22 protein-coding genes are annotated in these 25,233 nt (G+C 38.0%); 5 read left to right on the top strand and 17 right to left on the bottom strand.

The annotated features are described in order from the left end of the window. Nucleotides 1–121 precede the first annotated feature (121 nt). Both NXS00_RS00645 and NXS00_RS00640 read right to left on the bottom strand, forming a co-directional pair. Entirely contained in the window at nucleotides 122–595 is a 474-nt protein-coding gene (locus tag NXS00_RS00645) for a DUF6495 family protein (protein WP_258097170.1), read from the bottom strand. Continuing rightward, nucleotides 595–1,020: a VOC family protein gene (locus NXS00_RS00640; protein ID WP_258097169.1), complete on the bottom strand. Its 426-nt coding sequence runs from the start codon at nucleotides 1,018–1,020 to the stop codon at nucleotides 595–597. The genes NXS00_RS00645 and NXS00_RS00640 overlap by 1 nt, the downstream gene beginning before the upstream one ends. A 116-nt stretch (nucleotides 1,021–1,136) precedes the next feature. On the opposite strand from NXS00_RS00640, the gene NXS00_RS00635 reads away from it, so the two are divergent. Then, nucleotides 1,137–2,363, top strand: a complete 1,227-nt coding sequence (locus NXS00_RS00635; protein WP_258097168.1) for a hypothetical protein — start codon at nucleotides 1,137–1,139, stop codon at nucleotides 2,361–2,363. A gap of 77 nt (nucleotides 2,364–2,440) precedes the next feature. On the opposite strand, the gene NXS00_RS00630 is transcribed toward NXS00_RS00635, so the two are convergent. From NXS00_RS00630 to NXS00_RS00620, 3 genes are read right to left on the bottom strand one after another with little or no spacing between them, the layout of a single operon-like run. Further along, nucleotides 2,441–3,910, bottom strand: coding sequence for a TolC family protein (locus NXS00_RS00630; protein ID WP_258097167.1), 1,470 nt, complete (start codon nucleotides 3,908–3,910; stop codon nucleotides 2,441–2,443). After that, nucleotides 3,903–5,261, bottom strand: a complete 1,359-nt coding sequence (locus NXS00_RS00625; RefSeq protein ID WP_258097166.1) for an ABC transporter permease — start codon at nucleotides 5,259–5,261, stop codon at nucleotides 3,903–3,905. The genes NXS00_RS00630 and NXS00_RS00625 overlap by 8 nt, the downstream gene beginning before the upstream one ends. Beyond that, nucleotides 5,261–6,622, bottom strand: coding sequence for an efflux RND transporter periplasmic adaptor subunit (locus tag NXS00_RS00620; RefSeq protein WP_258097165.1), 1,362 nt, complete (start codon nucleotides 6,620–6,622; stop codon nucleotides 5,261–5,263). The genes NXS00_RS00625 and NXS00_RS00620 overlap by 1 nt, the downstream gene beginning before the upstream one ends. A gap of 377 nt (nucleotides 6,623–6,999) precedes the next feature. Here NXS00_RS00620 and NXS00_RS00615 point away from each other — a divergent pair, with 377 nt between their 5' ends. Beyond that, nucleotides 7,000–7,812 carry a hypothetical protein gene (locus tag NXS00_RS00615; RefSeq protein ID WP_258097164.1) on the top strand — a complete coding sequence of 271 codons (813 nt, stop codon included), beginning with the start codon at nucleotides 7,000–7,002 and terminating at the stop codon, nucleotides 7,810–7,812. 125 nt (nucleotides 7,813–7,937) lie between these two features. Beyond that, nucleotides 7,938–11,030, top strand: a complete 3,093-nt coding sequence (locus NXS00_RS00610) for an ATP-binding cassette domain-containing protein (RefSeq protein WP_258097163.1) — start codon at nucleotides 7,938–7,940, stop codon at nucleotides 11,028–11,030. A gap of 1 nt (nucleotide 11,031) precedes the next feature. On the opposite strand, the gene NXS00_RS00605 is transcribed toward NXS00_RS00610, so the two are convergent. Both NXS00_RS00605 and NXS00_RS00600 read right to left on the bottom strand, forming a co-directional pair. Continuing rightward, a complete protein-coding gene (locus NXS00_RS00605; protein ID WP_258097162.1) occupies nucleotides 11,032–12,387 on the bottom strand; it encodes an alpha-amylase family glycosyl hydrolase in 1,356 nt (451 codons plus the stop codon). 10 nt (nucleotides 12,388–12,397) lie between these two features. After that, the gene (locus NXS00_RS00600) at nucleotides 12,398–13,000 is read right to left on the bottom strand and encodes a pseudouridine synthase (protein WP_258097161.1); all 603 of its coding nucleotides are present in this window, start codon (nucleotides 12,998–13,000) and stop codon (nucleotides 12,398–12,400) included. A 3-nt stretch (nucleotides 13,001–13,003) separates the two neighbouring features. Here NXS00_RS00600 and NXS00_RS00595 point away from each other — a divergent pair, with 3 nt between their 5' ends. Continuing rightward, on the top strand, nucleotides 13,004–13,672 hold the full coding sequence (locus tag NXS00_RS00595) for a uracil-DNA glycosylase family protein (RefSeq protein ID WP_258097160.1): 669 nt from the start codon (nucleotides 13,004–13,006) through the stop codon (nucleotides 13,670–13,672). On the opposite strand, the gene NXS00_RS00590 is transcribed toward NXS00_RS00595, so the two are convergent. Then, nucleotides 13,669–14,400 carry an MBL fold metallo-hydrolase gene (locus NXS00_RS00590; RefSeq protein WP_258097159.1) on the bottom strand — a complete coding sequence of 244 codons (732 nt, stop codon included), beginning with the start codon at nucleotides 14,398–14,400 and terminating at the stop codon, nucleotides 13,669–13,671. The two genes, NXS00_RS00595 and NXS00_RS00590, sit on opposite strands and share 4 nt — an antisense overlap. After that, a complete protein-coding gene (locus NXS00_RS00585) occupies nucleotides 14,400–15,098 on the bottom strand; it encodes a TIGR04283 family arsenosugar biosynthesis glycosyltransferase (protein WP_258097158.1) in 699 nt (232 codons plus the stop codon). The genes NXS00_RS00590 and NXS00_RS00585 overlap by 1 nt, the downstream gene beginning before the upstream one ends. An 81-nt stretch (nucleotides 15,099–15,179) precedes the next feature. Here NXS00_RS00585 and NXS00_RS00580 point away from each other — a divergent pair, with 81 nt between their 5' ends. After that, nucleotides 15,180–15,968 (top strand): toxin-antitoxin system YwqK family antitoxin, encoded by a 789-nt coding sequence (locus tag NXS00_RS00580; RefSeq protein ID WP_258097157.1) that lies wholly within the window; start codon nucleotides 15,180–15,182, stop codon nucleotides 15,966–15,968. Here the strand turns inward: NXS00_RS00580 and NXS00_RS00575 are convergent. From NXS00_RS00575 to NXS00_RS00540, 8 genes are all read right to left on the bottom strand, one after another. Next, nucleotides 15,917–16,309: a hypothetical protein gene (locus NXS00_RS00575; RefSeq protein WP_258097156.1), complete on the bottom strand. Its 393-nt coding sequence runs from the start codon at nucleotides 16,307–16,309 to the stop codon at nucleotides 15,917–15,919. The two genes, NXS00_RS00580 and NXS00_RS00575, sit on opposite strands and share 52 nt — an antisense overlap. A gap of 199 nt (nucleotides 16,310–16,508) precedes the next feature. Then, entirely contained in the window at nucleotides 16,509–17,672 is a 1,164-nt protein-coding gene (locus NXS00_RS00570; RefSeq protein ID WP_258097155.1) for a tetratricopeptide repeat protein, read from the bottom strand. Nucleotides 17,673–17,712: 40 nt separating this feature from the next. Further along, on the bottom strand, nucleotides 17,713–20,271 hold the full coding sequence (gene gyrA, locus NXS00_RS00565; protein ID WP_258097154.1) for a DNA gyrase subunit A: 2,559 nt from the start codon (nucleotides 20,269–20,271) through the stop codon (nucleotides 17,713–17,715). Nucleotides 20,272–20,340: 69 nt separating this feature from the next. Further along, a complete protein-coding gene (locus NXS00_RS00560) occupies nucleotides 20,341–21,426 on the bottom strand; it encodes a hypothetical protein (RefSeq protein ID WP_258097153.1) in 1,086 nt (361 codons plus the stop codon). A gap of 32 nt (nucleotides 21,427–21,458) precedes the next feature. Further along, nucleotides 21,459–22,433 carry an FKBP-type peptidyl-prolyl cis-trans isomerase gene (locus tag NXS00_RS00555; RefSeq protein ID WP_258097152.1) on the bottom strand — a complete coding sequence of 325 codons (975 nt, stop codon included), beginning with the start codon at nucleotides 22,431–22,433 and terminating at the stop codon, nucleotides 21,459–21,461. Between the two features lie 43 nt (nucleotides 22,434–22,476). Then, on the bottom strand, nucleotides 22,477–23,097 hold the full coding sequence (locus NXS00_RS00550) for a hypothetical protein (RefSeq protein WP_258097151.1): 621 nt from the start codon (nucleotides 23,095–23,097) through the stop codon (nucleotides 22,477–22,479). 106 nt (nucleotides 23,098–23,203) lie between these two features. Then, nucleotides 23,204–23,683 carry a hypothetical protein gene (locus tag NXS00_RS00545; protein WP_258097150.1) on the bottom strand — a complete coding sequence of 160 codons (480 nt, stop codon included), beginning with the start codon at nucleotides 23,681–23,683 and terminating at the stop codon, nucleotides 23,204–23,206. 85 nt (nucleotides 23,684–23,768) lie between these two features. Next, complete coding sequence (locus tag NXS00_RS00540; protein ID WP_258097149.1) at nucleotides 23,769–25,214, bottom strand: COG3014 family protein; 1,446 nt, start codon at nucleotides 25,212–25,214, stop codon at nucleotides 23,769–23,771. Nucleotides 25,215–25,233 lie beyond the last annotated feature (19 nt).

The raw sequence follows: 25,233 nt of genomic DNA, 5'->3' as shown, positions 1-25,233 counted from the left end.
CTAGAACAGTTGATAAAAGAATATCAGTTAATTCGACAGTTGATTAAAAAAACCGGGATCGATATATCCTACTTGTCCATCCACTTACCGGATGGACAAGTAATTATCATTAAGTAATTAGCTATACCAAAGCCAGACTAATCGCTTTAAAACTCTGCCCGTCGGAAATAGAGCATCCCTTCTGTATCATTTTAAACAATTCGGACTCTCTAGCTTCAGAGTAGGCTTTCTCTGTAGTATAAACTTTTATGCCATCGGCAGTTGATATCGTCTTGAATACTTCCTCATTCGTAAAGTCAATTTGATCGTTATCGGTAGACATTCCAACTAATACCATCTTTTCACCAAGGCATTGAAATGCTTTGATGTCAGACTTGGTCCGAAATTCCAAAAATTGTACTTTTCGTAGTACTCCTTCAAGCACTACATCGCTAAATAAGGTGATGATGTCCTCTGCTTTCTCTTTCTCATCTTCCTTAATTTTCACCCAATCATCGGCAGTAATTCCATTCACGATTAGGTAGTCAACAAACTCTTTCTCGAGTTCCTGTAGCTCAGATGCGGTTAATTCTCTATACTTTGGTGTCACTGCCATTATTTCGCGAATATTTGACTCATATCTCCAAATGCCTTGAATTCAAGCGCATTTCCTGATGGATCCTTAAAAAACATAGTGGCCTGCTCTCCTGCCTGACCTTTGAACCGTACATATGGCTCGATCACAAACTCCACTCCTTTGCTTTTCAAATCTTCTGAAAGCTTCTCCCAGGCTTCCATTTCCAACACCACACCAAAGTGAGGCACCGGCACGTCATGTCCATCCACTGGATTGTGGTGAGCATCTACTCCTTCTGCCTTTGGCTTTAAGTGAATAACAAATTGATGACCAAACAAATTAAAATCCACCCATTGATCAGAACTACGTCCTTCTTCGCAACCTAAAATGTCTCTGTAAAAAGCTCTGGTTTCTACCAGATCGTAAACGGGTACAGCTAAGTGGAATGGTGTCAGTTTGCTCATGGAAATCAATTTTTATGCGAATTTATGGATTATTCGTTTTCTTCGTTTGGAAAGAAAAGCATTTAAGAACATAGGGATACCGATTAGCGTGTTGTTATGCTCAAAAACAGATTCTAATGATCAAGTGGTTGTCATTTTTCATTTCATTATTCCTCTTCTCACATGCAAATGCTCAGGATAGTTTAAGAACTTATTACGCTTGGAGTTTGGATGCCTATAAGCAAAAAGATTATTCGCTCTATCTGAAATATGCCAGACGAGCCAATGAACTAAGGCCTAACCATCCCATTTTAGGCTATAATATAGCATCAGCATTGGCACTAAACGGAAAACATCAAGAAAGCATTGCTGCTCTCAAAAATTACTTGCAAATGAATGCCTCTATGGACTACATGCAAGATCTTGATTTCATATCTCTAAAGGATTATCCAGAGTTCAAACAACTAAAGAAAATAGTCAATGAGCTCCTACAAAAAGTGGAATCAAGTGAATCATGGAAGAAGTTTAGTCAAAAGGAAGATCATTTTGAATCTATCGGATACAATCAAAAAGATCAAACTATAATGCTGGGAACAATCACTACCAGAACACTTTACTCAATGGATAATGGAGAGCTAGATAAGGTTTTAGATTATGAGAAAGAGCCATTGACTTATGGAGTCATGGGCATAGACTATGCTGATGACTACATATGGGTCTGTACAGCTGCACTTCCCGAGATCAACAATTACCAAAAGGAATATGAGAACAGGTCTTCTATCATTGGATTGCATCCTGGAAATTACAAAGTAAAATTTGCTTATGAAGTTCCGAATGCATTATTAGGAGACATCATTTATGTTCATGATGACTTGGTTTTAGCATCCGATGGATTGAATAATAAGGTTTATCAGGTTACAAAAAGTGGTGCCTCAGTCTATGCAGATTTTTCGGATGATCTTTTCAATGTTCAAGGAATAGCCTGGGTCAATGATAAGCTGATTCTAAGCGATTATATTCTTGGATTACATACTTATGACGCACAAACTAAAGAGCTCGTAAAAATTGATTCCAGAAGCTTATATGCTGATAAGGGAATTGATGGGATTTTATTTGATGATGGTTATCTCTATTGTTTCCAAAATGGAACTACTCCTAAGAGAACATTTAGGATAAAACTAAACAATTTTCAAGTAAATGAAGTGGAGGTAATCGACCAAAATCTGCACGAACAAGCAGAACCAACTCAAGGTGTAAAAGTTGATAACGACATCTACTATATCAGCAACAGTGCCTGGAATGCTTATGAAGAAGGAACCTACACTGGAGGAGAAGACTTGGTCATTCGCAAAATCAAGAAATAACAATTAATCGAACAAACCAGAACAAAAAAGCTCCAACCAGTAACTGATTGGAGCTTTTCATCTATATTCTCATGAAATCAATCTGCTTCCTGATACAACAATTCATCATTTGCAAAATCATAAAGTGTTAACCTGCGAAGCTCAAAATAAGAAGTCCAGAACGATCTAAGGGCTCCTATGTAATTTCTTCTAGCATCATCCTTTTCACTTAGCGCTATGTTGAGGTTAGTTATATCAATCTTACCAATCAAATATTGATTTTGAGAGACATCATATCTTTCCTGAGCAATGGCATCAGATTTCTTGGTGATCTCGATTTGAGATCGCAATACCTCAAAACGACTCACCAACGTAATTATTTCTTGTTCAAAAAGCTGAATTTCCTGAGTTAAGGTATAATCGATCAGCTCCTGGTTTGCCACAGCCGTTTGTATTCTGGCTTTGGATCGTCCCCAATCCACAATAGGCACGCTCAAGGTGACATTAACCCTTTGTTGATTGTTTGGATTTTCGTAGGTATTTGGTATAGATCCAGCAGAGTTGTTCAAACCGAAAGATGCTGATAAATTGGTTTGATTTCGCTGCAATCTGGCACGTTCTACCTCTCGCTCAGCTTCCATCCTGCGCCGTTCAAACTCTAAATAATCGGATCTATTTTGCTTGGCATATTCCAAGGCGGTCAACAATGGAATCTCAAAATTTGGCAGTTCATCAGGCAGAACTAACTCTATGTTATTAGCTGAGCTATCTTGAAGACCAATATATCTTCTCAATGCCAACCTATTGGTCTGCAAATCAAGTTTCGCTTGTACTACTTCTTGTTTTGAACGCAATAGTTGAAGTTCCACTTGTAGCAATTTATCTCTACCGGTAGTACCAATATTATACCTACCTTCTTCTATTCTAAAAATCGTATCGTTGTTCGCCAGGTTAAACTCTGCAATCTGCAGGTTAATTTGAGCATCCAGGTAATCAAAATAACGTGCTGTAGCCTCTTGTGAAACGGCCTCCATTTCCTCTACATAGGACCGTTTGGATTCTTCATATCGGAGTGGCTCTGTTCGTTTGTCCCATTTCAGTTGATTAAACCCAAAAATTGGTTGGTCTAGTTGAATATTGAAAAGGGTTGCATTGTAATTCGGATTAGGCTCATTACCAACATGGTTGAGATTATAAAACTGCTGCATACGCGTATTTACACTGATCTCACCCCCGGAGAAACTAATTGGCTGAACCAATCCGAGATTTAAATTAGATAAGAATTGCTCCTGATTTCTAAATGCGTACGTACCATCCGGCTGTATAACCTGATTATAACTTCTATTATATCCAGGCAGTGAACCACTTAAATTTAAAAATGGATTGTAACCAGCTCGGTACCTTCTGTATTCCCAATATTGATTCTTTTTACGCGTTTCAGCTGCTTTTGCTGCAGGTGACTGCTTCTGGGCTTGCTCTATTACTTCTACCAGATCAAGATTTAACTGACCATGTGCAACAGATCCAAAAACAGTGATTAGTATAATGATTAAGGCAATTCTATTCATATCTGAGTGATTGAATTGGGTCTTGTGATGCTGCTTTTCGCGCTGGAGCAATTCCAAATATGAGACCAACACCAGCAGCAACTCCAAATGATAAAATGATCGAAGAAAAAGTAATTACAGTAGGGATATCGGCGATACTTGACACCATAAAGGCAATGGATACACCTAGTATTACACCTATTAAGCCTCCAGAAACGCTAATCATCATTGCCTCAAACAAAAATTGATTAACAATGTCAAACTTCTTGGCTCCTAGGGATAATCGAAGACCAATCTCTTTGATACGTTCTAGTACCGAAGCAAGCATGATATTCATAATCCCAATTCCGCCTACCAGTAATGATATCCCTGCAATAGCTCCTAAAACGTAATTGAAGATATCGTTTGTCCTTTGTTGTTGCTTCAACAACAATTCGGGAATTTCTATTTCAAAATCAATCACACCATAATGCTTTCTGGTCAGCATTCTACTGATCACGTCAGCAGTTGGTGACATACTGTTAGACTCTTCTACCTGAACCACTAAACGATCTAATTGATGATAGTTAGTGCCGGAACCGGTGTTTTCGCCTTGCTCCTCACCTCCTATGATTACCACCATTCCCCCACTACCTCGATTTGCAGCTTGCAGCATTTCCTCTGTAATCAAAGCACGGTTTTTGAACCGGATCAACATGGTTTGTATTGGCACATACACATCCATATTGTAATCTCTAATACCAAGGTTTGATATGCTATTAGTGGAAATCAATCGTTCTTCCAATATGCCAATAACTTTCAGCCAGTTATTACCACACTTGATATACTTCCCTAATGGGTCTTCTGTAGGGAAAAACTTGGTCTTGATGCTTTTCCCAATGATGCACACAGGTTCTCCATGTTCCATATGATACTCTGTAAACATCTTACCATCTGACAACTTGAAATTGAAGATGTCAAAATAGTTTGGTTCTACTCCGACCAACTTAGCAGATCTTCTAATGCCATTATTCATCAGATAGGTGTCCAATATAATTTCAGGACTCACTTTATTGATTCCAGGAACAACATCTTTGATTGAAAGAACGTCCTGAGTGCTGAGACCGGGAGAGAACTTTTGTTTTTCTTTCTTCTCACCTTCTTTTAGATCTTCTTCACTTTGAGGCACTATCGGCTGAATAACGATGTTGTTAACACCTACGAGCTTGATTTGCTCGATGATCTCTTGTTGAGCTCCATTCCCAATAGCAAGCATGGCAATTACGGCAGCAACACCGAAAATAATACCTAAGGCCGTAAGGATAGAACGCATTCTATTTGCTAATACCGCCTCTATGGCGATATACAAATTCATTAAAATCTTCTGATTCATCAAGCTCCCGGTTTCTGTCTTCTGGAACCTCTATCACTTAAAGATTTGGCTGGACTAGCTGACTCATCATTTGTAGGATCATTATTTCTCTTCCCGTTCAGATGATCTAACAAAGCGATATCATCGAGTTCCACCTTGCTATTAGTAGGTAATGAGAGATATACCTCTTGTGTTTCTTTCAACCCTGAGATGATTTCAGCAGAATTTGCATTGGTTTCTCCCAACTCCACTTCCTGCTCAGAATATCCCAAACCATCCTTAACGTAAACATATGAAATACTGTCAGCGAAACTATGTAAAGCCTCCAAAGGCACTGAAAGAACATCTTCCTTTACAGTAGTGTATATTTTGTTACTTGTTGTCATTCCAGGTCGGAGTGTCTCGTCAATAGCGTCTAGCTTGATAGTCAATTCGAAAACTTTCGCATCTGAGTTAGGTCTTTGCTCCCCTACGTTAGCTACTCTGGTCACTACACCTGTCAATTTCTTGTCTGGGAAAGCATCTAAACCAATATCTACTCTTTGGCCTTCATCCATTTTACGTATATCTACTTCATTGACATAGGTCACAGAGTTCATTGCTGATAAATCAGGTAAAATAGCTACAGTTGGCTCCCACGCACTGATCTGACTTCCTTCTTTTATGGGTTTACCATCCCACCCTTTTTTGTAAATCAGCATTCCTGCCTCAGGAGCGATAATGGTAAACTCATTCTGCAAGTTCATCATTCCATCAAGTTCCAATCTAACTTTTTGAAGCTTGGCAGTTACTTCTTGCATCTTGGCAACATTCTGTTTGCGCTTAATGTCATATTCCTCTTCAGCTTGTTTCAAAGCACGAATGGCTTTATCAACCTCCATTTGGTTCTTCTTGATGGTAGCTGGTGGCTCATATTGTGATTGCTCAAGAACTAGTCTCTTCTCCTCTACTGTATATTTTAGATTAACGAGATTATCCCTGGCCTGACGCATCTGCAATGTGGTATCTAGCTGCGTTTGCTCAAATTGCGACTGCTTTTCATCCAATTCAAGTTGAGTATCCTTTATTCTTGTCGTGATATCCGAAGGGTCTAATCTGGCGACGTACTGTCCTTTCTCAACATAAGTACCTTCTTCTATAATATGCTGGATATTCACCTGGTAAACCCGGTAGTTCCTAAGTTTAGACGGGCCTTTGATTTCCGTGGAACTTATAGCTTCCAGTTCACCAGTTGTATTAATGTCTACAACAAATTCTCCCTTGTCTACTTTTACAATAAGGTCTCCAGTTTCGGAGCCATCGGATCCGCTCCAGATGAAGAAAGAAATAAGAGCTACTAGAATTATGGCTCCTATCGCCAAATTTCGTTTATTACTAATCATTATTCAGTTAGGTTATTTACTATCACAAAACTATACTTTGGAAAACTTCTTTGGTTACCATCCAAATCCGATAATCACCACTCAGTAAGTTTTGGACTAATATTTTAGTTGTAACGTCAAATATGATTAGATGTTATTTAACGGAAAGAAAAAGTCAAGACAAAAAAAGTTAAATAACTTCCTGCTTCTAAAACCTTTAAACTGCCTAATTCGTGAATATCTGCAACCTATTCCATACGAGATGCATCTAAAGAGATGACAACAGGGTTTAAACGAAATCCTGAATGTGGGTAAAATATCCTGTCAAAATAGTAGATATAGACAGTCAAGATATTATTTTTGACACACTTTAGAAATTCCAAAAACTGAACATTACTATGAACAAAAAAGTAAATATTGCTTTGCTTGTTGCTTTAAGTGTAGTTCTAACATACTGCAGCAGTAGTAAAAAAGACGCTGAGAAAGCTGCCGAGAAAAAACAAGAACTTGAAGAATTCATTGAAGAACAATTCGAATATCCTATTCCTACTTCTTTTGAAGTAACTAAAATGCTTCAAGATGCAAATGCATCATATGACGCAGCTGTTACTAATGATCCTGCTAGTGTAGACAAATACGAAACAGAATGGCAAAAAGCTCTAAACCTTGGTGTGTATGGAGCTGATTTGAGTTTCGCTAGCACATTTGACAAAAAAGAAGAATCAGTAGCATTTTTGGAAGCATCTAAAAAATTGATTGATGAACTAAACATCTCTACTGCTTTCAACAAGTCTTTAGCTTCTAGAATTGAGTCAAACCTGGAGAATAAAGATTCATTGATTTTGATCATTACTGAGTCTTTCTACCAAACTTACAATTACCTAAATCAATCTGGTGATGAGAAAACTTCACTTTTAGTAGTTTCTGGTAGTGTAATCGAAGGTCTTTACATCACTTCTGAATTGATCAAAGCAAGCGACTACAATGCTGACTTAATGCAAGTTTTAGCTGCTCAAAAAGATCAAGTACAGAAATTGACAGCTTTGATGGAAAAACATGCAGATGATGCGAACGTGAACAAAGTATTACCTACTTTGAGATTCGTTGGTTTATTCTACGACCAATTGGGTGAGTCTAATGAGATCAGCCAAGGTCAGTTCGAAGATGTTGCTAACAGTATTGCTGAAATGAGATCCGAAATCGTCGGATAATAAAATATCATATTTTTGATTCAAAGCCGTCTTGGTTTTTCAGGTAGTATTGGTTTAATTTTCTTGTGAAAAACAAAACCAAGGTTTAAACCACCTGCAATCAAGACGGTTTTTTTATTCCTACTATGACCGAATCGATTATTAATGCTCTTGTCCACCTTTTCGCTATCATCGAAAGCGTAAAAGAAGACCATGATGTAGTTGATTCGGGCGAATTGGTAGTGAAACCTTACCTGTCTCGTTTATTCAATCAGGAAGTTACTTCAGAATATCTCAAGTTATTTTACGATTACCTCTCCTTCTATCAGGAATCAAATGCTCCCTCCGGAGATGAGGAAGAACAGCTTGGCATTGATTCTACCAGTATTTTGCAAGTTGCCAAAATCTGCAACCAACTCAACAAAGAACTACTCGCCAGAGAGCGAATTATCGTATTTCTTCAACTTCTAGAGTTAATCAACACCGACGAAAAGGTTATTGACCGTGAAGCTGAGTTTATCTCATTAGTTGCAATGAACTTCAACATTGATCAAAAGGAGATCAATAACTTGAAGTCGTTTATCCTTCAGGAAGACGGTAAAAACATCGACCCTCAAAAGGCTATGGTCATTGACAACAAAATGACGGAGTGGCCAGAGGAAGTAGCCTGGATGATGCGTAAGAAGCGCAAAAAGGTAGATGGCAGTACCGAAGCTCATCACATGTTTGTGGAGAATTTATTCGGCAAGATCACTGTCATGTATATCGAGTCGGTAGATATCTATGTGTTCAAATACGTAGGTCCGCTCAATCTATTCCTAGAAGGGAATAAGATTATACCTAAGAAATTCTATATTCTCAGTCCTGGAGCCATTATCAAAGGACCCAACATAAGATCTATATACGAGTCTGAAATTATCAGACAGTTTGTTCAGGAAAAGAACAAAGTTAAAATCGTGATGGTTGGTGAGGATTTGGAATATCACTTCAAGAATAGTGACAAAGGAATCCAGAAATTCTCCTTTTATGAAGAGTCTGGTAACCTGATTGGAATCATGGGAGGAAGTGGCGTTGGTAAATCAACGCTTGTAAATCTCCTTAACGGCAAGTTAGAGCCAACTTCTGGAAGGATTCATATCAATGGTCATTCGATCCATAAAGCCAGTCAGGAAGGTGTTATTGGTTTTGTTCCGCAAGACGACATGTTGTTCGAAGAGCTTACCGTCTATCAAAACCTTTACTATAACGCAAGGATCTGTTTTAGTGACTTCTCTCCCAGCCTACTCGACAAAACAGTCTGTAAGGTGCTTGAAGATCTTGACCTCTTCGAAATCAAAGACTTAAAAGTTGGAGATCCGCTTAACAAAACCATTAGTGGAGGACAAAGAAAGCGCCTAAACATTGCGCTAGAGCTCATGCGTGAGCCATCCGTTCTTTTTGTAGATGAGCCTACCAGTGGTTTATCATCCATGGATTCGGAGAAAGTCATGATCATGCTCAAAGATTTGGCTCGAAAGGGAAAATTGGTGATTACCATTATTCATCAACCTTCATCTGACATATTCAAATTGCTAGATAAGCTTTGGATGCTGGATAAAGGAGGTTTCCCAATATACAATGGAAATCCAATTGATGCGGTAGTGTACTTCAAAACGATGAGTACGCAGGTCAATGCGGCTGAAAGTGAATGTACCAGATGTGGGAATGTTATCCCGGAACAGATTCTTCAAATTGTTGAGGCGAATGAAATAGATGATTCAGGAAGGATGACTCACAGCAGAAGAGTACCTCCAAGAGCCTGGTACACGAAGTATAAAACCTACCTGGAGAGCAACCTAAAGAAAATTCGTTTTGAAGAGCGTTTACCTCCAACTAATTTCCATATACCGAATCAGCTAAAGCAATTTAGAATCTTCTCGGAACGAAATGTACGGGCCAAGTTGACCAATACACAATACATCTTGATCAACTTACTAGAAGCACCTGTTCTTGCATTCATCCTTGGATATTTCTCGAAATATAATCCAGAAGGAGAATACATTTTTGCAGATAACAAAAACCTACCTGTCTATCTATTCATGGCGGTTGTAGTTTCATTGTTTATGGGAATGTCCATAAGTGCTGAAGAGATCTTCAAGGATCGACGAATCCTCGAGAGGGAATCATTCTTGAACCTAAGCAGAATGTCTTATATCAACTCGAAGATATTCTTCCTGTTCTGTTTATCGGCTGTTCAAACGTTATCCTTTGTTCTGGTTGGTAATTTGGTGTTAGAAATACACGGAATGACCTTCTATTACTGGATCATTTTGTTCTCTACTTCTTGTTTAGCCAATTTGATAGGATTGAACATCAGCTCAGCTTTAAACTCCATTATCACCATATATATTCTCATTCCTTTCATCCTTGTTCCTCAGTTATTACTTGGAGGTGCCATGATTAAATTTGACGAATTACATAAGAGTTTGGCGAAACAATCACAAGTACCACTTGTAGGAGATATCATGGCTTCCAGGTGGGCTTATGAAGCGCTCTCCGTGGCTCAATTCAAATACAACGACTATGAAGAGCATTTCTTTCCGTTTGAAAAGAATATGAGTCAATATAGCTACAATCGATCCTATTTGGTGCCAAGACTGGAAGCAATGACTAAGCAAATTCTTAGAGATAGCGGCAATTACCAAGCTTATGAAGAAGAGTTTGAAATACTTCAGAATGAAACAAACTATTTACAAGAGAAATACAATGTAAGAGGTTTTGCCTTATTGGCTTCATTGAATGCCGAACTTTTCAACGTCAGTATTGGTACTCGATTCTTGACTTATCTCGGAACTGTTCAAGAGCATTTTCAAGAAAAATATGAGGAGTCTGCAATTCGTAAAGACTCAGCTTACAGTGCACTAACCAAGGTTTACGGCAAGGACGGCTTCTACGAAATCAAGAAAACGCATTTCAATGAAAGCATTTCAGATTTGGTTGAAAACAGAAACGAGTTCAATATGATCATTCAGGCGGAAGATCGCTTGATACAAAAAAAGGATCCAATATACATGGACCCTTATAATCATTTTGGACGAGCACACTTCTATGCTCCCGTCAAGATCATCGGAAATTTGAAAATTGATACAGTGCTTTACAATGTTATTATCTTATGGATCATGATAGGCATTTTGTACATGCTACTGCTAGATGATACCCTCCGAAAAATCATTCATTTATTCAGTGGTAAGAAGAAATAATTCACTTCGCTGTATAGATTTGATAGCCCCAAGGACCTAAAGTAAACTGCTGATCTTCTGTTAGTTCGACGGTATTTCTACCATTAAAGCTTTTATACTCTCCGCTGTATACTTTATCCTCTACTGAAAATACTACTTCCTTGTCTGAAGCGTTGAATAATGCAACCACTTTATTCCCATCTTTCTCTCTAAAGATCACATTAACTTGTTCGGGTTTATTGGTCTTTAATGGAAGCATTCTTCCACCCCATTCCCCATTCCAAAGCGCTTTGTTATCTTTTTTAAGATTGTTCAACCTGGCATATAAACTATTGAATGGATGATCACCCCAGGCTATTTGATCCTTCTCAAAAAATGACAGAGACTGTTTCAATCCCACTTCTTGTCCGCTATATATTAAAGGCATTCCTTCAACCATGTAGGTGAAAGCTGCAAAATTCTGAGCAGCTAATCCGAATCGATCAAAGACTGTACCTTCCCAGGAATTCTTGTCATGGTTGCTCGTAAAAGTCATTTTGATTTCGGTAAGTCGAGTGCTATTGATCATTTTGGCTATGTATGCATTCAAAGCTGTGGCATTTTTATTTCCTTTAGCAATGGCATGCATCGTTTCTTCTAGTTCCCAGGCATAGCTCATATCAAACGCATAGTGCATGGCCCGATCGTCCCATTCTGCAAGCATAAAAACAGGTTTTACTGACTCCAATGATCGTCTGGACTGTAGCCAAAAATCTGTTGGCACATATCCAGCTACATCACACCTATAGCCATCTATGTCAAACTCCTCAACCCAATATTTTAAAGACTCTATCATGTAGTCCCTGAGCCCTTTTTGCTCATAATCAAATACAATGACATCTGACCAGTCCCAACCAATGGGAGGAATAAAATCTCCTTTGTAGTCATGCAAATACCACTCCGGATGTGACTTAGTGAGCTCATTATCCCAGCTACTGTGATTCCCTACCCAATCAATAATCACTTTCATATCATGTTGGTGAATAAGGTCTACCAGATGCTGAAAGTCTTCATTAGTACCAAACTCAGGGTTCACTTCACGATAATCTTTGACAGCATAATACGACCCTAAAGTGCCTTTCCGATTTATTTCTCCGATTGGGTGAATGGGCATCAACCACAATATGTCCACGCCAAGTTCTTTCAGTCTAGGTATATGACTTTCAAAAGCCTTGAATGTTCCTTCAGGGGTAAACTGCCTAATATTTACTTCATAGATCGATGCATCCTTTACCCATTCTGGGTGTGTAATGTTAGGCAATTCATTCATGGTAGATGTAGAAGTACAAGCTGATAAAAATAAAGCAAACACCAAGATTTGCAATTCAAGCTTTTTCATATGAATTCAATTATAATTTTAGTTTCTTATTCAGTACTTTACCCGAAATCTGAGTAATGTCTCCTGATTGTAAAGGGGCCAAATTCAAATCTTCAATTGCTACGCGAACTAAGCGTAAAGTTGGATGACCAATTTTAGCCGTCATCTTACGAACTTGTCTGTTTTTGCCTTCTATCAACCTCACTTCCAACCAGGTTCGTATCGGGTGTTTATCATAATTTACCGGCGGATTTCGTTCTTTGAGATCAGGATCGCTAATGACTTTTACCTGGCACGGTAACGTATGGTAAGTTCCTTTAACATTTATATCTAAACCATTTCGAAACTGTTCAAGGGATTCTTCAGAAGGCACACCCTCTACCTCTACCCAATATGTTCTGTTGTGTTCATTTTTAGGGTTCAGTAATGCACCGTTTAATTGACGATCATTGGTCAATATCAATAGACCCTCACTATCTAAGTCCAACCGCCCGACAGGATACACATCCTTTGGCAAAGTGTAAATAGAACCCAGCCCCATATTTCCATCTTCATCAGTAAACTGACTGAGCACTTTATAGGGCTTATAAATGATAAAATAGTTTTTCGTTTTCGCCATGAATGATATCTTCACAATATGACTTTTGCTGATAAAATTTTAAAGTTCTACCAGGCTTTAACACCTCCTAAAGGACTTGCTAAAGACATAGTCGTGCTTAATCCCTACAAAGATCAACAAGCATGGGAACTAACCAAGAAGTTCTATCATCAATATTACAATGACACCAACGAGCGAGTAGTTTTATTCGGCATTAACCCGGGTCGGTTTGGTGGTGGATTAACTGGAGCACCATTTACTGATCCCGTCCATTTAGAGGCTGTATGTGGAATAAAAAATGACTTGGATAAACGAGCTGAGCTGTCTAGTACTTTTATCTATGAAATGATTCAAGCCTGTGGAGGCCCAAAAACTTTTTACAGTCGCTATTACATTTCCTCTATATCACCTCTTGGTTATGTCTATGATGATAAGAATCTAAACTATTATGACATCAAAGGATTTAAAGACTTATTTCTAGATTACGCCAAAGACTTAATGGTCAAACAATTGGATTTTCCCTTGAACACATCTGTAGCTTACAGTATTGGCAAAGGTGATAACATCAAATTTCTGAAGGATCTGAACAAAAAATACGGTGTATTTGAATCCATTAAGCCATTACCACATCCACGTTGGGTCATGCAATATCGATTGAAAAGAAAGCAAGAGTTCATTCAGGAATACAAGGACACCTTAGGGTTTTAAAAATCAACTTCCAGATTTTCCTGAAGCCTTTCTACTGCTAGATCAGATTGGGCAATCATTTCTGATCCCATATGAGTTAAAAACAAACGCTTGGTCTTTAATAGGCTCTTTTTTAGCAGGACAGTTTCAAACCCTATATGTCCAGGAGAATCCTTTGTCAAATTATTACACTCAAGAATAAATAAATCCGTTGACTCAGCCAGCTCAATAAGGTTGTCATCCCATTCGGTATCGCCTGAGAACCCAAATAACTTACCTCGAATTTTCAATTGTACTCCGTGAGGATTTGAAGGCGGTGCATGTGTCACTTTTAATCCACGAACTTCAATACCAGCCAAAACTTCACTGAAAGTGTCATTGTATTCATAAAACTCTACACCAATTTCTTCTAATAGATGAGAGGTACCAGGGTACAACGCCTCTTGAAGCTGATATACCTTTTCTTTGATTCCTTCTGGCCCAACTACGATCAGTGGTCTGGATCGTTGATATTCTAGCTTATTGCTAATCACTATAAACGGAATACCACCATAATGATCTCCGTGAAAATGAGTAATAACAATTAAATCAATACTTTCAGGTGAAATCTTATGCTGTTTAAGTTTAATCAATGTAGATGCTCCGCAATCCACTAGAACATTGTATTGATCATCTTGTAGAAGGAAACAGGTGTTGAATCTTCCTTCAGATCCAAAGGCATCACCACACCCTAAAACTTTTAGTTTCATTAATAGTCTTTTAGTCCCAGTGCCAATTTATAATAACTTCTAATCTTTTGCGGATTCTCTCCACGGTTAAACATTCTAAAAGCTCTGAGATTTGCCAATTGCACTTTCAAATAGCCATTTGCAGCATATTTTCTAGCAGAAACGATTACATCCTTTTGAATAATGTGATACTTAGCAATTTCTTTAGCTCTCCGAAGCAAATCAAAATCTTCCATCACACAATAGTATTCGTCAAACCCATTTAGTTTCTCAAATAAAGAACGAGTAATAAACAAAGTCTGATCACCACCCCTGCACCACATCATTGGAAACCTGGTAAAAAAACTATTAATGCTAAGTAATGAAGTACCTGAATCAAACCTATATCGATAGCCACCATAATAAGACTTACAAAGTGCCTCCTGAATGTCATCACAGAAACTATCAGGGAGAACCAGGTCTGCATGCACAAAATAGAGCACGTCATGTTTAGCTCTTGATGCTCCAAAATTCATCTGAGCAGCGCGTGAACAAGTTGGAGACTTCAGCAAAATGACTGTTGGAAATTGTCGAATAGTTTCAAGTGTACTATCTGTTGAACCTCCATCAACAACAATTACTTCATAATGATCAGCGTTCTTATTATTAGTCAGCTGTTTCAGTAATTGAGCAATGTTTTGTTGCTCATTCAGGGTAGGTATAATGATACTTAAATTCATGGGGCAGTATGAAATTGATGAAATCTTACCTACGAAACAAATTATTTATTAGATTTAATAACTAAACTTATAGTTGTCACCATGATTAAGTACTACAATTTACTTTGGGTTTTTCTAGGCGGGACACTTTTGTTGATTTTTACTGTTCCAGATTATAAAGTAATAAAATTAACAAATGGTGGTAAACATATCATTGAACAGGACATTCGTAATGGTGAAGTCAGCACGTTCTACCCTGCTGGTAATGTGAAAACTACCATTACCTATGATAAAGATGTGAAAAATGGACCAGCCACAAGATATTACTCTAATGGGAAGATCCAGTTGGAGATGAAATTTATAAATGGTAAACGAGAAGGAGTCTCAAAAAAATACTATATAAATGGCAGCCTATATGCCACAACTCCCTATTCCAATAATAAAATTAATGGAGAAAGAATAACCTATTATGATGATGGCTCTATTAAGGCCAAGGCACAATACTTCAATAATCTGCATGGAACTGGATTAATTGAGTATACAACCACCGGCAATCGTATTCCTGAGCGCCGAATTAATATAGAAACTGATTTTTACAATGGGCATGATATACTCAAGTTTACCATTCCTGATTGCTATAGAGAAGCGTTTTATACCGGTAAGTTAGTTAATGGCAAATACCTGGATCCTTCAGCGAAAGGAGTAAATCCATTACCATCTACAGATGGGTATCACTTTGTGAAAATTGAAAATATCAATGATGGTGACGAAGTAATTTGTAGCTGTACAACTAGAGGTGGAAACACTTATGTAACCAGTAGACCGATCAATTTCATAGATCAAGCTTCAATTTCTTCTGCAGAAGTTATTTCCATTTCTTCACACAAATAATTGAAACAGGCTTTTTGTTTCGCTTCATTCAGGTCAGTCCAAACAGATTTTAGTGGCCTTAATGCAACAGGACATTTGTCAATATTCATCATGTGTATTAAGCGTTTCCATGTAAATTCATTGAATACAGACTCATCATCTAAAAGATCATCTGTATCAATTACTTTATCACATATGGCTTTAATCGACCCATCGAGTTGAACTCTCTTTAAATGAATCTCATAGTCTAGCGTTTCTTGATTCAATTTAATGGTATCAAGAGCCTCAAACTCCTTTTTAACCTTTTTGTAGATGAGATTAAGATCATCAATACTTTTAGCAGAAATACGTATACTGCTCATTTTAACTGCGGTTGGTTAATAGATATAATTCACTTTGATGTCGTCTAGAAACAGACCTTGATAGGTTAAATAAGTTATCGAACGACAATATTTGTTTTGGTGACTTATATTCTTCGTATCGATGCGAGAGAAGCAAAAGTACAAAAAAAAGCCAACAGAACAAGTCTATTGGCTTTTCAAATCTCTTTATATCAACTACTTAGTTCAATTTTTCAGACATTTCGTTGAATTTCTCTTTCATATCTAAGTTATTATAGATGTATGCAAGAGTTTCGATAGTTGTGGTATCTTCTGGCTTCAATTCGTAGATTCTCTCCCACTGAGGAAGCGCAGCTTTTAACTTATCCTTAATAACTGGCTGCATGTCTCTAGCCTTCTTTTGATCTGCTTTAGACATTCCAAGGTTATTTACTTCTTTGATTACATCCTGAGCTTCATTAATTAATTCAACACCAAGGTTGAAATTAGCACCATAATGATCTGGATCAATCTCGACCGCCTTTACATATGCATTTTTAGCACCTTCGAAATCTTCGGTTTCACCTAAAAGAATTCCAAGAGAGAAATATAAATCAGCGTTATCTGGCTCGTTCTCGATAGCTTTAGTTAAATCCGCTTTTGCTTCATCCACTTTTTCCAATTGGATCAACAAACTGATTCTTTGCTTAGAAAGATTTGGATCATTTGGTAACACTTTTAAAGCCTCGTCGATTAAAGCAAGGGCTCCTTCATTGTCTTTCAATCCAGAAATCATGATATTGATCTGATTGTAATAAAGGTCTGTACTTGATGCTCCCTTATCGATTGCAGTTCCATAAAGCTCTACAGCTTGCTCGAACAACTCACCATTGTGTGCAGCATATGCAGCATTCACTATAGCGTTGGTATCTTCAGGCATTACCATAGAAGCGCTGATGAAGTTATCAACTGCGGTCTGGAATTCCTCATTTTGAAAACCCTCAACACCTTTGTTGTAATAAAACGAGTAATATTCGCTTATCTGCTGTGACATCAATGTAGGAATACCCATATTCCCAGTCACATAAAGACCTTTTTCATCAGGATCTAATTCATGTGCTTTGTCAAATGCCTTAACTGCTTCTTCCATTGCATTATCAGATAAAGCCGCAATATCTGCATTGGACGTAGTATCAATGGTTGCATAAATCAACCCTCTGTAATACCATGTTTTAGCGTCATCCTTAGTTTTCTCGTGAACAATCGCTTCATCAATGATTGCCTTAGCTTCTGCTAGCTCTCCTTTCTCTCTCGCGGAATTTGCTGCATTGATTTTTGGCTTCTTTTGCGAATATGCTGAAACCGCAATTAGTGCCGCAAGTACAAACAAATATGATTTTCTCATTGTCATTGGTTATTCAGTTACTATTGTATTCGTGTTAATGTTATTCTTCTGAGTTCTCCTGAACTTCTCCTCCTTCGTTATTCAGTTCATCCGGATTTTCAATTTCTTCTTCCTCGATATTGGAAATCTTTTCAACTGCTGAAATTGAATCCTTTTCATTTAGTCTAATGAGTTTGACTCCCTGTGTAGCTCTACCCATTACTCTCAAACTCTTCACTTCTGTTCTTATCGCAATTCCAGATTTATTGATAATCATTAAGTGATCATCTTCTATCACATCTTTGATTGCTACAAGTGAACCTGTTTTTTCAGTGATATTCATGGTTTTCACCCCTTTACCACCACGCTTGGTCATACGGTATTCTTCAAACTCAGAACGCTTTCCGTATCCGTTTTCAGAAACCACCAATAAATTGGCTGGGTCTTTATGATCTACACAGACCATGCCAATCACAAACTCACCATCTTTCATGTTGATTCCACGCACACCAGCAGCCATCCTACCCATTGGTCTTACATCAGACTCATGGAAGTTAATTGCCCGGCCAGAGTTGGAAGCAATTACGATATGATTATCACCGTTTGTCAAGCGTACATTCAATAACTTATCTCCTTCGTTGATGGTAATCGCATTGATACCGTTCTGTCTTGGCCTTGAATAGGCTTCTAGTGATGTTTTCTTGATCGTACCACGTTCTGTACACATGATCAAGAAGTTGTTATTGATATAATCCGGATCATTCAAATTGATCACATTGATTACAGCCCTCACCTTATCATCTGCCTCGATGTTAATCAAGTTTTGGATAGCTCTTCCCTTAGATATTTTGGACCCTTCTGGGATAGCCCATACCTTATGCCAGAATACTTTACCAAACTCTGTAAAGATCAGTAAGTAGTTATGATTGGAAGCTATAAATAGATGCTCAGTAAAGTCATCATTCTTGAAAGTTGCTGCTTTTGAGCCAACTCCACCTCTACCTTGTGTTTTGTATTCTACTAAAGGTGTACGTTTGATATAACCTTCATGAGAAATGGTAATTACCATATCATCGTCAGGAATCATATCTTCTGCAGTGAACTCATCAGCCGCATGCTCAATGTACGTTCTTCGCTCATCACCGTAGCGATCCTTCAGTTCTAAAAGCTCATTTTTAATGATTTCCATACGCTTACCCTCATCAGCAAGAATGGCTTTCAATTCTTCAATAAGCTCTTTGATTTCGTCGTATTCCTTCTGAATTTTTTCACGTTCCAGACCTGTAAGTCTCTGTAAACGCATATCCAAAATCGCTCTTGCCTGGATTTCAGATAAACTGAATTTTTCCATCAAGCCATTTTTCGCTATCTCTGGATCTCTGGAGCTTCTGATCAAAGCAATCACCTCATCCAGGTGATCCAAAGCAATTAAATATCCTTCTAAGATATGTGCACGCTTTTCTGCTTCTTCTAGCTCGTATTGAGTTCTTCTGATAACTACCTCATGTCTATGATCAACATAATATTTGATCAAATCTTTGAGGTTGAGCGTTTTAGGTCTACCTGCTACAAGCGCCACATTGTTCACACTGAATGAAGATTGAAGCTGTGTTTGCTTGTATAGGTTATTTAATACGATATTCGGTATAGCGTCCTTTTTCAGCTCGTATACGATACGCATACCTGATCTATCGGACTCATCACGAATATCAGAAATACCTTCTATTTTCTTCTCATTGATTAACTGAGCAGTCTTTTCAATCATCGACGCTTTATTAACCAAATAAGGGATTTCTGTTACGATAATCTGCTCTCTACCAGACTTCAATGTTTCCACTTCTGCTTTAGAGCGGATTACTACACGTCCTCTTCCTGTTTCAAAAGCAGAACGAACTCCCTGGTAACCATAGATTATACCTCCTGTTGGGAAGTCTGGAGCCAGCACAAATTTGGTCAGCTCATCTATTGTTATATCGTTATTATCTATGTATGCGGCAATACCATCAGCTACTTCATTAAGATTATGAGGCGCCATGTTTGTTGCCATACCAACGGCTATACCACTAGAACCATTCAATAGAAGGTTCGGCAGTTTACCGGGCAATACACTTGGTTCTTTTAAGCTATCGTCAAAGTTTGGAGAGAAATCAACGGTGTTTTTGTTGATATCAGACAGCATTTCATCTGCAATTCTCCTCAGGCGAGCTTCCGTATAACGCATAGCAGCTGGTGAATCACCATCTACGGAACCGAAGTTACCCTGACCGTCTACTAATTCATATCTCAAGGACCAGGGCTGTGCCATACGAACCATGGTGTCGTAAACAGCACTATCACCATGAGGGTGATACTTACCCAATACCTCTCCTACGATACGAGCAGATTTTTTGTAAGGCTTGTTGTAATTAACCCCCAATTCGAGCATTCCAAAAAGAATACGACGGTGTACTGGCTTCAAGCCGTCTCTTACATCTGGAAGGGCTCTGGAAATGATTACCGACATTGAATAATCAATGTAGGCTCCTCTCATTTCGTCTTCTATATTGATCGGGATAATGTTAGTACCGGAACCGGTCGATCCTGAATCTTCTCCAGGCACATTTTCAATATCGTCTGACATGAAAAATCTTTAATAGTTTACCTTAAAAACAAGTCGCAATTTAAGCATTTTTTTTATCTGTACGATGCTTTAATACGGGTCTATTTTTTGCCTGTTTTTAAGCTTGTAACGCCATAAGCGTCTATGGTTCTCACCAACCTTTGGATTTTGCTTTTTCCAGATTGGTTGACCTCTCACTTCGATCAATCTTCCTGTAGATGGATCGACTATTACATGCTTCAATTGAACGTGATCGCTCTTCATCGGAGAGCGAGGAATTTCTGGAATATTAATACTGATTCCTACCTGAATCATCATGCCATGATTAGTGTGTCTGATACTTGTGGCATCTGGCAAATTGACCACATAGCTCTTGAAGTCATAAGAAGGTCTTACAACTACTCTGAAATACTCTGACAGATTCTTTTCTATGTTGACTCCAATGTTGGTAAAGAAGTTCTGGCCGATTCCAACCGCAGTTTGATTAATTTCTTTCCCAGCCTGAGCCCTACCTAACTGTAACTCTGCCACAAAAGTGTAATCCCACCAATCATAAAATTGATAACCAATAAGTCCGAAGTATTTGAAATAACTAGTCTTGTCAAACTTAGGCTCATAGCGCCTTATTCTATCCTCCAACACCGTAGGCTTTAGCGGGTTCATGTATTGACGCTCATATTGAAACCCTACTCCTAATCGAAACTTATTGATGTCATAATCAATAGCAAACATTATCGGAACGGTTGGCATGGCTCCAGAAAAGCCCAGTTCCATGGTATCTGTATCTAATAGAACCTGTCTGTTTCGAAGCGATGGATTATTAACAGGATTGGACAGATAATCATATGGTACATCAAACTGATCATCAATATTTACTTCTTCAGCGAGATAAGGATTACTCATCCAACCATCGTAACCAGTAAATATGCTTCCTAGCTCATTCTGATTGCCAAGAATTAACTGAGATTGATTGTCTTGATAGAAATAGAACCCTTCTAAGGAATGGGCATAATTGGTGACTCCATATCCTGTTGTTAAAGTGAAGGAGAACTTATTGATAAAGACTCTGAATGGACTTCTGTGGATGTTATAGCGCGTATAAATATCGTCGGATTGACCAAATCCAGAGAGGCCTAAGCCAATGATTAAACATATGACGAGTACAACCTTACGCAAATTTTATCCTGTTTGACCCCTAAAATTAGGCATTAATTGACACCAATCAATTGAATTTCGAAGATTAAAGGCTTATATGGCCCTACTTTCGACGCATAAGTGGGAATAATCTCCAAGTCTATCATATTTTGAGTTAAAAATGGCGGAATTACTTGTGCACTCTCTTTGTATGCCAAATAGGATGGCATAATAATTAATGCACGTTCTTGAACAGCCATTCTACCAATTCCAATTTCAAAACCGGGTATCGTTTTACTTTGACCATACACAAACTCAAAGTAATCAGGGTTTTGTACCCTATCGAAAACCGCATCATCTAAAAACCGACCTTGATAGGTAACAGTTATTGTACTATCATTAGCTGGTCTGGCACTACCTCCATAGGACAATCGCTTATAAATCATTCCATTAGGTAAGATCTCAGGTCGATTGATCGGATTCTTTACTGTATCGTCCAACTCATTGTAGACCATGTAGTCATAGATTAAGTCCAGTTCATTATCCAGAATATCTTCCTCGTTTTGAATTTGAAGTAATTCAATTTCTAATTTGATGATCGCGTTCTCAGGAATTAATGTTGAATAAGAAAAGTCACCAAATGCCACGCGTGAAGGCAATATAAAAGCCCACTTCTCTCCTTCTTTCATATATCCCAAGGAGTAATCAAAACCAACTGGATAAATCGCATTTACACCCTGCTTCACAATTAAGGTATCAGCATCAAGGGAATCATATTGATCTATGATCGTTCCATCCAATAAGGACATAGAATAGAAAAAAGACAATACCGAGCCTGATGATTGACTTTTGCCTGTAGGGTTTTCTGTAATTGGGTAATAATAAATTCCAGAAGTATCTACAGCTGCCTGATCCAAAACACCCATGGAATCAAGATAAGCCTCTATTTCTATCACTTCTTGATCATCAATAGAGATGTCAGGATCTTTTTGACAAGAAATAATAAGAAGACTAACTAAAAATAATACGGACAGTGATATTCGACTCATCTAGGCTCTAACGACGTAATCGTGAAAAGATTATATCGCAAAATTAGGCCTTTTGATCAAAGGTCTTGCAAAACATCTGAAATATTGGAAGCTTATCAATTCCTATCTGCTCTCCTATCTTCAACATCTGCAAGTATTCATTTCTACCTATATGACGATTCGTACTGATGATTTCTTCATCATTCTCCAAAAAGAAACTAGCGATGAATCGAATCAAGATATAAGGAGTATCAAGTACTTCTCTACGATATTCCTCAGTAGAAACGGCCTTATCATGATCAAAAGTCTCCTTTTCCATGGTTGCCATATCAAAAGAAGCATGCATCGCTACATTCAACACATGGAAGAACTTATCCGACCAGATGTCATATTTCTTCAAAAGAAACTTCATAGCATACACCACAGGATCTTTCTTCATGAAGTATCCACCCTTTGACAACTTACGTGCCTTTTTATTCAATGCTAACTCTTCAAATAAGCTTACGGTACCATCAGCAAGAGCAACGCCTACTGTAGGCGACATCATGATCAACGAAAAGAAATCATGCTCATTAATTTCAAGATAAGGAGCTTCTGTTTTACAGAAATCTTTTCTTAAAGCTTGTGTTGCTTCCAGTACTTCTGGAATAGCGACCATTGTTTCTATTTCGTATTCTGTGAACATCTATGCTTTTGAGTTAGGATGAATGCCTGAAAATAGTTAAAAACTTCAAGTAATGAAAAAGGGCCAGAAATATCTGCCCCTTTTTCTTTTGCTATCATCTTACTGTTTATTCTTCAGTATCAGCTTCAGAAGGTTCTACAGCAATAATTTCTTCGTAGATAGCCTCATAACGGCTTTTTACTTCTTCATCAGATTTTAATGCCTTTTTCAAGTTATTGTATAACCCTACTCCAATATCAGATTTGATCTTACCAACATAAACTTCTTTGAAATTGGCCTTCTTATCTTCGATTCTCTGTTGAATGGACTTAAAAGCTTCAACAGCCTCTGGATCTGCTTCTACCGCAGACAAATCAGAAGCTTTAGAAAGCTCATTGTAAGTGCTGATGTCAAGTGATTCAGAATTATCCAACCAGGTGGTAATCGAATCCTTAACCAGGTTCTGAAGCATTAACGTTTCTCCTTCAGCCCAGGCCATCACAGTTGCATATTTGGTTAAGTCTTCGTCTGAAAATGACTGTTCTTCTTGAGCTTTCACATTAAACATCCCGACAAGAAGTAAAATCATCAGTACGCTCTTCCTCATAATAACTTAATTTTTTGTTTAGATTTTTTCTTTTACAACTGACAATACTATCAATCGGTGAAGGAAAATCCCAACAAAATTTGGATTATCTGGCTGTCTCTAAGGAATGATACATATGAAAAACCGTTTCATTTCTAGCTGCATCAAAACTGAAATTGACCTTTTCAGTTTGACCCTTGGGTCCAATAGTTTTTAATGTAACATCATTAACTCCCTCATTTAAAGGTACTCGCGTATAGTAAATGCTGTGAGGTATTGTTTGCCAGTTACGCGTATCAGCTTTTTCTGTTGCAGCATTAACCACTCCTACCAATAACGACAATCCTTCACGCAAAGCTTCTTCTTGTCGTTCCTCTTTTGTTTTCTCCTTATCACTCCCTCCAACATCTCCACGTATTGCTGCTTCAACTGCCTTTTTGGTAGCCGCTCTTAATAAACCCTTCGTTAACTCCTTAAACATTCGCTCATCCAATGTTTTATGAGCAATCGCATTCACATCTTCACCAAGTTGAAGTTTGTATTGATGTCTATCGGAGGTTTCTATTACGGCACGCTGATAAAACTCATTGCGATCCTTATACTTCGGAAAGGCGATTCTGAACAATCTCAAGTCAGTTAACTGCTGCTTTTGATGTGGATCAGAAAGCTGATATGGAAAAGAAAAGTTATAATCTTCATTAACGAAAGTAACAAACCCATCTCCTCCATCCAGTGCGGTGAAGTTAATAGACCATTCATCCTTAACAGGCCCTAAGCCATTTTCCCAGAAGAAGACCAATTCTTGCCTATTGGCAGAGTTGCGATTATAAGTAATTCCAAATTGCTTTTCGTAAAAGTCCAGTTCTGTATCAAACCCATTAAGGAAAGCTGTTCTTAGGATATCCTGCTTCAATTGATCAGGAACTCCCAAATTGAAAAGCTTAGCATAGTCAGTTTGATAAATATCAAGAGAATTTCTGTAAGCAATGAATGCATTGTTCACATCCCCCGATGCCTCGTAAATAATACCCATTAAGTTATGGATAAAAGCATCTCGCTTGTACTTATTATCTCCTTTATATCGATCACTCAGCTCACTCAAACGAAGATTCAAACGTCTACACTCAACCAATGCAGCTTCATAATCTTTTAGCTTTAAATAATTGAGCGACTTATAATAGAGCAGCAACAAATGCTCATGGTCTTCACCAGGGTAAGTGATCGTAGTAGGATTGACTAAAAATGATGCCGCAATATTGGCGTAGTTCTTTGTGTAGTCTTCTCCAAACAAGTATGCTTTTTCTAGCCATTCATTACTTTCTTCGTAGTTTCCAAGCATACTATTGACCACTCCTTGATTGGCAAAATATAAGAACTGGGCTTTCTTACGCCCAGCTTTTTTGTTTTGATCCAATACTTTCTTGGCGGCTTCAATATTGCCCATTTCAAAATCCTGATTGAATTCAGAATTTATCTGGTAATAGGTGGCGCAGGAAAACGAAAAAAGAGTCAGAAGGCCAATAAAGAAAGTATTGACCGTCTTATTTTTCATACTCAAAGTGGTTTGTTTT

It is taken from the genome of Marinoscillum pacificum (assembly GCF_024714495.1).
Taxonomy (GTDB): domain Bacteria; phylum Bacteroidota; class Bacteroidia; order Cytophagales; family Cyclobacteriaceae; genus Marinoscillum; species Marinoscillum pacificum.
Note: the sequence above shows the minus strand (reverse complement) of the source record. Positions and strands in the feature narration are given on the sequence as shown.

Excerpts from the sequence above, each read along its gene's own strand:
- NXS00_RS00610 (WP_258097163.1), top strand. The coding sequence starts at position 7,938 with ATGACCGAATCGATTATTAATGCTCTTGTCCACCTTTTCGCTATCATC.
- NXS00_RS00635 (WP_258097168.1), top strand. The coding sequence starts at position 1,137 with ATGATCAAGTGGTTGTCATTTTTCATTTCATTATTCCTCTTCTCACAT.
- NXS00_RS00630 (WP_258097167.1), bottom strand. The coding sequence starts at position 3,910 with ATGAATAGAATTGCCTTAATCATTATACTAATCACTGTTTTTGGATCT.
- NXS00_RS00625 (WP_258097166.1), bottom strand. The coding sequence starts at position 5,261 with ATGAATCAGAAGATTTTAATGAATTTGTATATCGCCATAGAGGCGGTA.
- NXS00_RS00605 (WP_258097162.1), bottom strand. The coding sequence starts at position 12,387 with ATGAAAAAGCTTGAATTGCAAATCTTGGTGTTTGCTTTATTTTTATCA.
- gyrA (WP_258097154.1), bottom strand. The coding sequence starts at position 20,271 with ATGTCAGACGATATTGAAAATGTGCCTGGAGAAGATTCAGGATCGACC.
- NXS00_RS00640 (WP_258097169.1), bottom strand. The coding sequence starts at position 1,020 with ATGAGCAAACTGACACCATTCCACTTAGCTGTACCCGTTTACGATCTG.
- NXS00_RS00540 (WP_258097149.1), bottom strand. The coding sequence starts at position 25,214 with ATGAAAAATAAGACGGTCAATACTTTCTTTATTGGCCTTCTGACTCTT.
- NXS00_RS00645 (WP_258097170.1), bottom strand. The coding sequence starts at position 595 with ATGGCAGTGACACCAAAGTATAGAGAATTAACCGCATCTGAGCTACAG.
- NXS00_RS00620 (WP_258097165.1), bottom strand. The coding sequence starts at position 6,622 with ATGATTAGTAATAAACGAAATTTGGCGATAGGAGCCATAATTCTAGTA.
- NXS00_RS00580 (WP_258097157.1), top strand. The coding sequence starts at position 15,180 with ATGATTAAGTACTACAATTTACTTTGGGTTTTTCTAGGCGGGACACTT.
- NXS00_RS00590 (WP_258097159.1), bottom strand. The coding sequence starts at position 14,400 with ATGAAACTAAAAGTTTTAGGGTGTGGTGATGCCTTTGGATCTGAAGGA.
- NXS00_RS00615 (WP_258097164.1), top strand. The coding sequence starts at position 7,000 with ATGAACAAAAAAGTAAATATTGCTTTGCTTGTTGCTTTAAGTGTAGTT.
- NXS00_RS00575 (WP_258097156.1), bottom strand. The coding sequence starts at position 16,309 with ATGAGCAGTATACGTATTTCTGCTAAAAGTATTGATGATCTTAATCTC.
- NXS00_RS00555 (WP_258097152.1), bottom strand. The coding sequence starts at position 22,433 with ATGAGTCGAATATCACTGTCCGTATTATTTTTAGTTAGTCTTCTTATT.
- NXS00_RS00570 (WP_258097155.1), bottom strand. The coding sequence starts at position 17,672 with ATGAGAAAATCATATTTGTTTGTACTTGCGGCACTAATTGCGGTTTCA.
- NXS00_RS00585 (WP_258097158.1), bottom strand. The coding sequence starts at position 15,098 with ATGAATTTAAGTATCATTATACCTACCCTGAATGAGCAACAAAACATT.
- NXS00_RS00550 (WP_258097151.1), bottom strand. The coding sequence starts at position 23,097 with ATGTTCACAGAATACGAAATAGAAACAATGGTCGCTATTCCAGAAGTA.
- NXS00_RS00595 (WP_258097160.1), top strand. The coding sequence starts at position 13,004 with ATGACTTTTGCTGATAAAATTTTAAAGTTCTACCAGGCTTTAACACCT.
- NXS00_RS00545 (WP_258097150.1), bottom strand. The coding sequence starts at position 23,683 with ATGAGGAAGAGCGTACTGATGATTTTACTTCTTGTCGGGATGTTTAAT.